The 11,035-nt window shown below is 40.6% G+C and carries 12 protein-coding genes; 4 read left to right on the top strand and 8 right to left on the bottom strand.

All coding sequences use genetic code 11. The features are described from left to right. Positions 1–13: 13 nt before the first annotated feature. Positions 14–601, top strand: coding sequence for a GNAT family N-acetyltransferase (locus NST58_RS10610; protein ID WP_256716512.1), 588 nt, complete (start codon positions 14–16; stop codon positions 599–601). 100 nt (positions 602–701) lie between these two features. Here the strand turns inward: NST58_RS10610 and NST58_RS10605 are convergent, their stop codons facing one another. Together NST58_RS10605 and NST58_RS10600 are read right to left on the bottom strand one after the other, a co-directional pair. Continuing rightward, positions 702–1,139 (bottom strand): helix-turn-helix domain-containing protein, encoded by a 438-nt coding sequence (locus tag NST58_RS10605; RefSeq protein ID WP_081386204.1) that lies wholly within the window; start codon positions 1,137–1,139, stop codon positions 702–704. Positions 1,140–1,348: 209 nt separating this feature from the next. Continuing rightward, a complete protein-coding gene (locus NST58_RS10600; RefSeq protein ID WP_076124961.1) occupies positions 1,349–2,386 on the bottom strand; it encodes an NADH:flavin oxidoreductase/NADH oxidase in 1,038 nt (345 codons plus the stop codon). Positions 2,387–2,633: 247 nt separating this feature from the next. Between NST58_RS10600 and NST58_RS10595 the strand changes: the two genes are divergently transcribed. Beyond that, complete coding sequence (locus NST58_RS10595) at positions 2,634–3,014, top strand: VOC family protein (protein WP_076191215.1); 381 nt, start codon at positions 2,634–2,636, stop codon at positions 3,012–3,014. 31 nt (positions 3,015–3,045) lie between these two features. On the opposite strand, the gene NST58_RS10590 is transcribed toward NST58_RS10595, so the two are convergent. Further along, positions 3,046–3,696, bottom strand: a complete 651-nt coding sequence (locus tag NST58_RS10590; protein WP_076124958.1) for a suppressor of fused domain protein — start codon at positions 3,694–3,696, stop codon at positions 3,046–3,048. A 60-nt stretch (positions 3,697–3,756) separates the two neighbouring features. Continuing rightward, positions 3,757–4,848 carry a hypothetical protein gene (locus NST58_RS10585; protein ID WP_312148630.1) on the bottom strand — a complete coding sequence of 364 codons (1,092 nt, stop codon included), beginning with the start codon at positions 4,846–4,848 and terminating at the stop codon, positions 3,757–3,759. A gap of 180 nt (positions 4,849–5,028) precedes the next feature. Here NST58_RS10585 and coaA point away from each other — a divergent pair, with 180 nt between their 5' ends. Further along, complete coding sequence (gene coaA / locus NST58_RS10580) at positions 5,029–5,964, top strand: type I pantothenate kinase (protein ID WP_076124954.1); 936 nt, start codon at positions 5,029–5,031, stop codon at positions 5,962–5,964. Positions 5,965–6,129: 165 nt separating this feature from the next. Then, entirely contained in the window at positions 6,130–7,083 is a 954-nt protein-coding gene (locus NST58_RS10575) for a glycosyltransferase family 8 protein (protein ID WP_076124952.1), read from the top strand. Between the two features lie 17 nt (positions 7,084–7,100). Here NST58_RS10575 and NST58_RS10570 read toward each other — a convergent pair whose 3' ends face one another. The 4 genes from NST58_RS10570 to NST58_RS10555 all read right to left on the bottom strand — a co-directional run bounded on the left by NST58_RS10570 (position 7,101) and on the right by NST58_RS10555 (position 11,015). Then, complete coding sequence (locus NST58_RS10570) at positions 7,101–8,339, bottom strand: RICIN domain-containing protein (RefSeq protein WP_036679228.1); 1,239 nt, start codon at positions 8,337–8,339, stop codon at positions 7,101–7,103. Positions 8,340–8,516: 177 nt separating this feature from the next. Next, positions 8,517–9,215, bottom strand: a complete 699-nt coding sequence (locus NST58_RS10565) for a hypothetical protein (protein ID WP_076124951.1) — start codon at positions 9,213–9,215, stop codon at positions 8,517–8,519. Positions 9,216–9,704: 489 nt separating this feature from the next. Then, complete coding sequence (locus tag NST58_RS10560; RefSeq protein ID WP_076107537.1) at positions 9,705–10,349, bottom strand: hypothetical protein; 645 nt, start codon at positions 10,347–10,349, stop codon at positions 9,705–9,707. A 144-nt stretch (positions 10,350–10,493) separates the two neighbouring features. Further along, positions 10,494–11,015 carry a hypothetical protein gene (locus NST58_RS10555; protein ID WP_339247665.1) on the bottom strand — a complete coding sequence of 174 codons (522 nt, stop codon included), beginning with the start codon at positions 11,013–11,015 and terminating at the stop codon, positions 10,494–10,496. Between the last annotated feature and the right edge of the window lie 20 nt (positions 11,016–11,035).

Below are 11,035 nucleotides of genomic sequence, written 5' to 3'. Positions count from 1 at the left end.
GGAGTGGTACAAGTTGAGCGAGGTTGTGAATGAAGAGGCCAATTCTAGTGATTTATTTACGATTGATTGTAAAGATATTTTTCTGCGGGAGTATAGCGTGGAGGATTTAGAGGAGTTTCATGCGCTTACTCTACAGCCTGAAATTATTGAATTCTTGCCAGATTGGAATGTTCCTAAAGAACAACGGTTGGACTGGTTAATAAACTATGAAATAAAAGAGAACCAGCAGTTTCTTCAAGCGATCTCAGCGGGCGGAGATATCGGAGAGCTTCGTCTTCGTTTAGGCATTATTTTAAAAGAGTCCGGTGAGTTTATTGGTTGGTGTTGTACAGGAATTAAGGATGAATTGCCCGTTCCTAACAGAGAGATTATGTATGCCATATCCAAGGATCATCGCGGTAAAGGCTACACTACTCAAGCTGCCAAGGGATTAATTAAGTATTTGTTTGATAATAGCTCTACCGATGTATTAAACGCCATTGCTCTGAAACACAATATCCCGTCTAATAGAGTCATTCAAAAATGTGGTTTCGAGCTTCTTGACGAGATTACAATTGAACATGAAGACTATAATTATTACCGGCTTTCCCAGCAACAGTAGAATGAACAGGTAGGATGTAAATAGCGCCCCACACTAAAAAACCTCTGTATGGGAAATGGAGATTCGGTCCATTTACCAAAACAGAGGTTTTATTGTGAATTCATGACTGTTGCTTCATGCGAAGCATTTGATCCAAAAGCTCTTTCACATCTTTTTCTGGAAAAGCTGCAAGCAGGGTCTCTTGAAAGGTATCTTGTGCACGAAGGAGCTTGTCTTCGCCAATGGCAGTCAAGGCAGTATAGATACTTCTGCGATCAGCATCACACGCTTTTCTTTCTAAAGCGCCACAGCCTTTGGCCTCAAACCGACTAACCAGTCGGGAAACTGCACTCTGGCTTAAACCCACCATAGCTTCGAGTTTCTGCAATTTCAGTTTCTTCTCCGGCGCTTCCGACAAAAATAACAGCAAATAAAATTCTTTCAAGGATAAGCCATGTTTGGCTTGTAGATTAGCTTCCAATTCATTCGTCACATTCATTTGTATATGCGTTAACGTCAACCAACTCGTTATAAGTTCATTGTTAAGAATGTCGCCCATTTTATTATTCATCTCCCGGGTGTATGGCTTTTCATGATCTTTTCCTTCTATATAATAGTACTACAATCCACAACCATACATAAAGTATAGGTTCGATACTTATACTTTATTTTATTTTAAAAAAAGAGGAGAGACCGTTTCTCCAAGAAGCCGGCCCCTCCACACTTTACAATTATTTTGTTTAGACTTCACACCATTTAAATTAATCTTTATCCATTAATTCTTGGAAACCCGAAAGAATATTGTCTGGGAATACCAGCATCTTTCTGAAGCTCGACCCCTGCTTCCAGCGTCCAGTATGGATTTCTCAACATGCCCCGGCCCACGGCAACAAGATCAGCTTCCTCATTCCCAATCACGGCATTAGCAAGTACAGGCTCATCCAATCTGCCAACCGCAATAACCGGAACATTCAAGCCATATTTGATTTCTCTAGCCAAAGGGACCTGATAAGCTGCATGCGTCCCTGGTTTCCCGGCAGCTGCGATAGGACCTTCACCACCTGCACTGATATGAAAAATATCTGCGCCTGCTTCTTTGTAAGCTTTACTAAATTCCAAGCTTTCTTTGATACCGTACCCGCCCTCAACATATTCTTGAGCCGAGATACGCATAATCAATGGCATTCCTTCCGGCATTTCACTTTTTGCTGCGCGAATGACTTCTGTACCAAACAGTGTTAAATCCTTGCCATATTCATCTGTTCTTTGATTGGTTAGAGGGGAATGGAACTGATGAATAAGGTAACCATGCGCTCCATGAAGCTCGATAACATCAAATCCCGCTTGAATCGCCCGCTTCACGCCCAACCGGAATTTCTCAACCATAGCTTTCACTTCTTCAGTTGTTAAGGCACGTGGTGTTTTGGAGTCAGCGTCAAAAGGAACGTTAGAGGAGGATACAGGAACTGCTGCGTCTTCTGCTTTACGTCCGGCGTGTGCAATCTGAATACCCACTTTAGCACCATATGAATGACAAGCTTCAACGATTCTGGCCAGTGCAGGAATTTGCTCATCAGACCAAATGCCAAGATCAAAATCAGTAATCCGGCCATCAGGCTCCACGTCCGTCATTTCAATAATAATTAATCCGGTTCCGCCAACAGCGCGGCTTACGTAATGATTATAATGCCAATCCGTAGCAATTCCGTCTTTGTTAGACACTGAATACTGACACATTGGAGGCATAACCACGCGGTTCTTCAGCTTCAAATCCTTCAATTCATACGGGGTGAACAAGTCCTTCATGATATCTCTCCTCTTTATAAAAAACTAAGTATAGTATGATCAATGCTTCCAGTGAACATGAGTTTCTAAGTTCATCTTATATAAAATATTTATAAATGCATGCTCATGCATGTATATTATTATAGAATAGCGATGATGTCAACCGTGAATAATCTTCTGCTAAATGGAAACTCCGTGTATTGTTGAAACTTCTATCTTAAGGTAATATATGGATATCTATTTTTTCTTTGAAAGGATGACCTCACTCGTGGACAAAAAGCTCTTACAATCACATAGTATTTTCCCTACGTTGAATATTGAGCAAACCGCTGCCTTCTACAGCCAGTACTTAGGTTTTAAAGCTGTGCCCTATTTAGATACACAAGAACCACATCTTTGTTTGTATCGTGACGATACAGAGATTATCCTTACGCAATCCCATGGACAAAAGGTCATTCCCAATCGAGAGTTGTACGGTTATGGATACGATGCCTATTTTATTACGAAGCAGCAACAAGAGTTGGAGAAGGAGTTCGAAGCCGCCGGTGTTCATATTGTTCGTTCTTTATCAAACACCGATTATAATAACAAGGAATTTGTGATCGAAGATGTGGATGGTCGCTGGATTGCTTTTGGAATCAAAAAATAAAAAAACGGCTCTCAGCCGTTTTTTCTTGTATTTAAAAGAGTCCCCATAACTTCTTACAACTATTTTTACGGGAAGGATCCAAAACATCCGTAACCCCAATCTTATTTAACTTGTGTAGTAACTCTTCCTCGCTATGCTTGATTTTATAATCTAACTCCTCCCCATAGAGCGGAATTAACGTATAAAAGTGCACCACTTTCTCATGGCTCATTTCTAAATTAAAGAAACCGGCTTTATCTTTTACATCTGGAACCCAAACGAACATCCCTTGAAATCCTGTATCCTCACTATAAGGCTGGGCGGGATTACCGTTCACAAGCGTATGCCCCATATAAAGCCATGTATTATATTCATGCGGAAACCTAGCCATTGTTTTCAGGGCTCGAATCGGCCAATAATTCCGTTCATCCTTAAAAGCCTCATCCGACAGCTTCCAGGTAGGAGGGAGACAAATCATTAGTTCAGCATATTGATATTCTTCTGCACCTTCTGGCACCGTCATCGGTAATTCGCTCATTCCAGAGGTAATTAAAGTATAGAAGTTCCGCTCAGGCGTCGGATCAAGAATTAGAATATCTATCGACAGAACACCTGAAATAATTTCTTTAAAAACATTATCAATAACACCTATGTATTTTTCAATATGATTACATATTTTCTCATTAGACTGAGCAGAATGCATTCATAATTCCCTCCCTTATATATGTTTATCGGTATAAACAAAGGAGAGTTTATTGCTAATTTACAGAATTTCTTCTCCACTACCATGGATCTCGCAAAAATCTTTATGAACCCTACTAATTAATACCGAATAACCTTGCCCCTGATCTAAAAGATGCTCCAAAAGGAACTTACTTATAAGCTCATTTAGGCAAGTATGAATTTCACAGGTTCTTTGTTTTAAAGTCTCTCCTTCCTCATAAAGGGGCAGATCGCTAAATGACATATGTGTAGCCTTTCGTATTTTTAGAAAAGATTTATGTCCCTTCCAATTCTGAAAAAGCGCCTCTTGTCCTTTGATGAAATCATTTGCCAGTTCCTCCTGTAATATATTACTTAAGGATTTTAAGGTCGAGGCCTTTTGCCTTAATACAAGAAGCGGCACAGTATTGTTCTTCTCTTCATTCTCAATATATAAGTGCATGCTTGCATCTAATAAAATAGCAGCTTTAATTCTATCGTCTTCCATAGTTAAATCTAATGCAGTAGCACCGCCGATGGAATGGCCGATAATACCAATCTTATTCATATCAAATAAGCCCTTCACATCTTTATCCATAGAATTAAGCGTGGACAGGTGATCCAGAACGTATTGGATATCTTTTTTTCGAATGGAAATTAAGTTATGTAAATCGGTATAATCCGCAGCTTTTATTTGCCTCATAGCTTCGGATTGATTAATAAATTCTCCACTAGGGCAAACAGTAAACATAGCTTCGTACGCAGCACTGACCGTTACCACTATGAAACCTTGCTTGGCCAGCGCTTCTATATTATAAATATACATATCTCTATCTAAACCTAATGCAGGTGAGTAGATGATGACTGGATAGGAGCGTTTGGATTTGCTTTGAAAGGTCCGATCGCTGATTGAGGTAGATAATGTATTTATGATTTCCATGTTCATGCCAATATCTTGTAGAAGCTCTCTCGCCTGTTGTTGACAGGGCCCGAAAAGCTCCATATATTTCATTGCAGATGCGTTTTTATTTAATACACCCTCTGTATCCGGATAATAAATACTTATAACTATTTTCCTTCCCTCTGACTCTTCTTGGAACGTTTCCGTGCGTGTGTAATCCTTCAATAATTCAACTTTTCGAAAAACTCCCATTGCCCCACCCCATTTTTCCTAATATTCTATATTTTAATTGATTTTCCCATTTACTGAAATGCAATCTCCTTAATGTCCATAATAATGTCGATTACAATGAATGGAATGAAGCTGTATGAACGGTTATAATACCTAAGTGCATAAGAAATCTCTAAAAACTTCAGGGATGTGGAAAATTTAATGGTGAATAATTCAGCATATACACTTTATTTACGTGAGGATTGGAAAAAACTAAGCGATTTCACCGCTATCCAATTATCAGAAGAAGAACTTATGGAAGTCCAAAGTATTAATGAAAAAATCTCCAGCGAGGATGTTAACGAGGTCTATCTTCCTCTGTCCAATTTGCTAAATCTGCAACTTCTATCTGCTCATAAATTTAATGAATCTATAAATCACTTTCTGAATAATGATCTAAAAAAAGGTCCATTTATCATAGGTATCGCGGGAAGTGTCGCTGTTGGTAAAAGCACTACGGCCAGACTCCTACAAAAACTCCTCTCACAATTACCTTCCCATCCAAAGGTGGATTTAGTTACGACTGATGGTTTTCTACATCCCAACGCAGAGCTGGAAAAGCGCGGTATAATGACGAAAAAGGGCTTTCCTGAAAGCTACGACACGCGTAGTTTAATTTCTTTTTTAACGGATGTGAAGTCTGGGGTGCCGCGGGTCCAAAGCCCTGTATACTCTCACTTAACTTATGATATTGTGCCAGATGAATATATTACGATTGAGAATCCGGATATTCTAATTGTTGAGGGCTTAAATGTTCTTCAGACTGCGATTACAAATAATCATAATATGCCTAACTATTTTGTATCTGATTTCTTTGATTTTTCTATTTATGTGGATGCCGATGTGAACGATATCGAGACATGGTACATTGATCGGTTTATTAAACTCAGAGATACTGCCTTCCAAGATGAACAATCTTATTTCAAAAAATATGCACAGCTGTCTCTAGAGGAATCTATTGAAATCTCAAAGCGGATCTGGAAAGAAATAAACTACGTTAATTTGCAGCAAAATATTCTGCCCACCCGAAATCGTGCGGATCTTATAATGCATAAGGACAACAATCATCACGTAGATCAAATTAAGCTGCGAAAATAAAGATTGAAGTCCTTAGCCGACCAAGTTGCTGAGATTCAGCACTTGGTTTTTTGGTGTTCACATCAAATTGGGTGAATATTCTGGGTTTAATGTCTCTGTCCTCTGATCAAGGCGAACGTATACTGTGGTACATTCGTACACAAACGTGAAGAGAGGATAAATCAAATGATCGATATCGCCTTGGCTTTTCAAGATAAGGATGGGAAATATGCTGAACATGCCGGAGTCGTTCTAGCGTCAATTTTTCATCATACGAGTTCCCCAATTCATATTCATATTTTACATGATGTTTCTTTAAGTGAAACTAATAAGCGCAGGCTTAGCGCATTAACTACAAAACATAATCATACCCTTAGCTTTTATTCAATCACTATGCCCGATGATCTAACTCAGGTGCTAGCCAATGTTAACTCCATTAATGTATGGACGCAGGCATGTATGTATCGATTGCTTCTTCCTGCACTAATACCCGTGGACAAAATCATCTATCTGGACTGCGATGTATTAGTAAATATGGACATTACTGAATTATGGCAGGTTGAACTGAATGACAAGTATTTGGCCGCAATTTGGGACCAGGGAATTAGAGAGGTTGCTCATATTGTGAGCGCTAAGGGATTAAATCCTGATCTTTATTTTAATTCCGGAGTGATTTTATTTTCTTTGCATAATATCCGCCAGAATACCAACTGGTACGAAGAAATGCTAACCTTCCTACGTACCTTTCCTGATGTCACCATGCCAGATCAGGATGTTCTGAATGCGGTTTTTGGTGGGAATTACCTCCCCCTCGATATCCGTTTTAATTCGTTCAACACAAACATTCCGGACCATGATTTCACTAACAAAATCATCCATTTTGCCGGAGATGATAAATGCTGGAATAAAGATTCCGCGGGTTCATCCCTATATCAGCAATTCCTAAAGCTAACCCCTTGGAGAATCACCAGAGCCAAAATCAGACGAAGAAAACGGAAAAGCAGCCCTTTAAAACCACACCTCACCCGAAAAAGAAACAAGCAGAAAATAAAAATTGTTCAGTTGAACTTAACCCCTATTCTTTTAGCCGATTTAAAACAAATTAGACCGATTAGACCGATTAGAAAAAGCCCCATTTGATATGGGGCGGCATTTCTTTAGTTCACTTTCGTAAAAAACCATTTCTGAGCATCACTCCCGTTATCCGTCCACTGCTGAACTGCTGCACCATCGGCTGTTGATGCTCCGGATACATCCATGGCTAATCCGCTCACTTTTGAAATAAGCTTATAATAGCCCCCTCCAACATCAATAATGCTCCATCGCTGAGCGTTGGTACCATTGTCATCCCATTGCTGCAGCTGTACACCGCTCGCGGTTGATGAGTTCGGCACATCCAACACTTTTCCACTATGCACTGCCGTAAGCTTGTAATAACCGTCGCCTGTACTCTCCACTTTAAATTTCTGATTATTGGCAGTGTAATTGGTCCATTGCTGCATTTTCGCCCCGCTTGCTGTGGATACATCCACTACGTCCAGAACCTTGCCACTAGCCTTGTCAGCTAAAGTGTAAATCCCACCACTAACGATGCTTGAGGTAGGCGCAGCCTGATACACACGTACGTAATCAACCAGCATTTGAGCTGGGAAAGCAGTTGAAGCATTTGGACTTCCCGGCCAATTTCCACCCACGGCAAGGTTTAGCAGGATGAAGAAAGGTTTCTGGAACTCCTCCGTATTTCCGGTTCCGTTCTCAATATAAAAAGCATTAAATGGGTTGCCGTCTACAAACCATCTTATATAATTCGCATCCCATTCCACGCTGTACACATGGTACTGTGAGAAATCGAGGTTACCAGACACCTGACCGTACTCGGCATGCCCATTGGCATCCCAATGTACCGTCCCGTTAACAAAAGCATTATTGTTCACACGCTCCATAATGTCCGTTTCCCCAGATTTCGGCCAACCCACTGAATCAATATTCGCCCCAAGCATCCAAAATGCTGGCCAGAGTCCCTGTCCTGAAGGCAATTTGATTCTAGCTTCGATTTTTCCGTAGGTGAAGCTTTTGAGTCCCTGTGTTTTGATCCGTGCAGAGGTATAATTCATCCCCCCGTACGACTCCTTTTGTGCAGTAATCACTAAATTCCCACCCGTTACCTGCAGGTTCTGCGGACGACTGGTATAATACTGAAGCTCATTGTTTCCCCAACCCCCGCTACCCGTACCTATTTCCGCCGACCAATTATTAGTATTCAGAGAATTCCCATCAAATTCATCGCTCCATGCCAGATTCCAGCTTGATGCCGCGCTTGAACTCCCTGTAGGTACCCAAGCAATTAAGAGGGTGAACAGCAGAAATAGACTTAACATTTTTCCTTTTCGTAACATCGTCTTTTCCTCCTACTGATTTCATTGCGCGGCGCGCTCGCACATTTGAAACCGGTTTCGAATAATGGATAAAACAAAACGTTATCCCATAAACAGCTATAACAGCCAGAGTCAGGTTAACGCCTCGCTTCATTTGATGTGTACGTCTTTTCTAAACGCAATATGCCAACATTTCGATTAAAGGGACCATTTTCCATAGTTCTGCATGCTTAATGTCCAGGTTTTCTCTGCGTATTTTACCGTCGCCATACTCTCTGAGAGCGTCCATGCGATACCAGCATACTGATCCTTATGATGGTCAAGGAATGATTTCCAATGTTGTCCCCCGTCTATCGTTATATATAACAATGTATGTTCATTTTCAGCAGGCCGAGTAATTAAGATTCCTTGATCCTTCGTAAGAAAGAGGGGAGGATAAGCATAGATTTGCGAGTTTACTAACTCATCCGGCACTGTGACAGTCTGTTCACTCCATGTAACTCCACCATCCATTGTTTTATATAAACCAACCTTTCCCTGCCAAGGCGCATTCGTTGTAATCCAGCCTTCTTTTTCGTTAACAAAAGTAATTCCCGATTTCACCCCGCTAGGAAGAGTACTTCCTGCTTGTAAGCTATCCCCAATCTCCTTCCAAGTCTCTCCCCCATCACTAGTTGTATAAAGCTCCATATCTTCACGTGACATTCCTTGAAAAGGATAGACTGCTTTCCAACCTATATTTTTGTTGAGGAACACAGTATCTTCTCTGCGGTTATCTGAAGGATCAGGAGAAGGAGAAGTTTCCTGATTAGAGGTTGGATGAGGAATTGGAGTGGAATTGGAACAACCAGATGCTATCACTGCAGCAATTAGTAGTATTGAAACTAGATATTTCATCTTGTTACCACGCCTTCGTTTATTTTTCTAAAAAAGTATAGTGGTGCTGTACATATAGCTTGGTCCGCAAACGTATTCAGTAACTATCTGAAAAGTATTTACAGTTTCTTTATATAATCCAGGAACACCAAGGCCTATCGGACCGAGGAGACGTTATTGGTTCATTTTCAAGAGAATTCTTCTGTTAACGGACTGAGATGCAACTATTTGGCTAATCCTCCTACTTTTATAGGCAATAAACAGACAATAAGGGCTATACGGTCCGCGAGTTCGGTAAATGGAGCTAAAAAGCAAAGATAAGCGCTATACAGTCCGTAGATGATGTGAACGAAACCTTCAAGCAGCAGGTTATCAGCTTAAAGCTATCAGCTCAAAGTAGATATGAATGAATTCATCAAGCAAGGATCTACTCTTTGAATGTCAAAAGAAAAAGAAACGGCATTTCTGCCGTTTCTTTGGGTTATGGATGGTCAGGGCTCAGAGCCTGTTTTACTCCAATCCATGTTCTTTGCGGATGTTATACATGCCTTGAACAAGCAGTTCGGATGGATCCCGGTTCAATTGCAAATGAGTCAGCAACAGATGAAGCGGGAATGCGCATACGTTATTCCCATCGGTGATCGCTGGAAATCCAGCCTCGAAGACTGGTCCCAATTTCTCGTTCCAAGCTAGCCCGACATGCACTTTTTCTGGAGCAAATTCTTGGGTAATTTCCTCAATACAAAGCGGAACTAACACATTATCAATAATCCCTTTTGCTTCTTCTTCACTTGCTGGTGGTTTTGGAAGTGTTTTGCCTCCCTCAATTTTCATCAGCTCAACGAAGAATGAGGCCATCCATGCTGCCGGATCCTTACCCGACTGGAATCTTGCAATTAACTCGCGCAGAAAAAATCCGCAGGAATACACCTGATCTAATTCAGTTTTCACGTGAAAAACAAAAACAGGGCCGTAGGCTTCCATGTTCAATACTTGTCCTTCAACATCTTTAAAGTGTACTCTCAACGCTACAAGGCCGTTATGGTGAACAGCCTTTAGCAGCTGCGCCATATCCTCTTCAGACATTTCTGTATTATCATTTACTTCCTCATTCTCATTTGTTATTTCATTTTCATTAGTCGTCTCATTGTTCATTTTATAATTCCCTCCCATACCTATCATACCATCTAGCGAATTGAAGGAACACTTTATAATAGAACAATTTCTACCAGATTGCAGAGAAAACAAAAAAAACGGCAGCTTTGCCGTTTCTCTGTTCGTCTCGCTGGAGCTTAAAAGCTAGGTCATATCCCTTACTTTCTTCACTATTTTTCCAGTTAATTGATTAATATCGCCCTCATTTAACTTATAAGCTGAGGTATCTTTACGTGCAGGTTTGTGATCTGCTGATATCAGATCTGCGATATGCTGCTCGATGAATACAACAGGGTCTGCTCCAGTTCTTTTTCTAAGCTCCCCTGGCACCTTCGGATTTGGACCGTCAGCTCCACCATTGATTGAAAGATAACCATACTTTTGCGGATTTTTCTTCAAGTACTTTAAATAGGCACGGAGCGGTGTGGCCACTTTCCCCATCCAAACCGGTCCAAAAAATAGGATAATATCATATTTTCCTATTTGCTCAGGCTTCGGTTGAACCAACGGTATCCTGTCAAAAATCATATCAAAGGTAATCCTACCGAGTGTTCGGGGTTTAGCTTCCGAGATTCGTATATATTCAGCCGACAATGCTTTCGCCACACTCCTTGCTAATGCTTCATTATTACCTGTGAATGAATACGAAATGACTGCAATGTTCATATAAATTCTCCTTAAAATGA

Source organism: Paenibacillus sp. FSL R10-2796 (genome assembly GCF_037965315.1).
GTDB classification, from domain to species: domain Bacteria; phylum Bacillota; class Bacilli; order Paenibacillales; family Paenibacillaceae; genus Paenibacillus_AQ; species Paenibacillus_AQ odorifer.
This window is presented reverse-complemented; position numbering and strand designations above follow the sequence as displayed.

Coding starts and splice junctions, on each gene's coding strand:
- NST58_RS10555 (WP_339247665.1), bottom strand. CDS start 11,015: ATGAACATTGCAGTCATTTCGTATTCATTCACAGGTAATAATGAAGCA.
- NST58_RS10570 (WP_036679228.1), bottom strand. CDS start 8,339: ATGTTACGAAAAGGAAAAATGTTAAGTCTATTTCTGCTGTTCACCCTC.
- NST58_RS10575 (WP_076124952.1), top strand. CDS start 6,130: ATGATCGATATCGCCTTGGCTTTTCAAGATAAGGATGGGAAATATGCT.
- NST58_RS10590 (WP_076124958.1), bottom strand. CDS start 3,696: ATGCATTCTGCTCAGTCTAATGAGAAAATATGTAATCATATTGAAAAA.
- NST58_RS10605 (WP_081386204.1), bottom strand. CDS start 1,139: ATGGGCGACATTCTTAACAATGAACTTATAACGAGTTGGTTGACGTTA.
- coaA (WP_076124954.1), top strand. CDS start 5,029: ATGGTGAATAATTCAGCATATACACTTTATTTACGTGAGGATTGGAAA.
- NST58_RS10585 (WP_312148630.1), bottom strand. CDS start 4,848: ATGGGAGTTTTTCGAAAAGTTGAATTATTGAAGGATTACACACGCACG.
- NST58_RS10565 (WP_076124951.1), bottom strand. CDS start 9,215: ATGAAATATCTAGTTTCAATACTACTAATTGCTGCAGTGATAGCATCT.
- NST58_RS10600 (WP_076124961.1), bottom strand. CDS start 2,386: ATGAAGGACTTGTTCACCCCGTATGAATTGAAGGATTTGAAGCTGAAG.
- NST58_RS10560 (WP_076107537.1), bottom strand. CDS start 10,349: ATGAACAATGAGACGACTAATGAAAATGAAATAACAAATGAGAATGAG.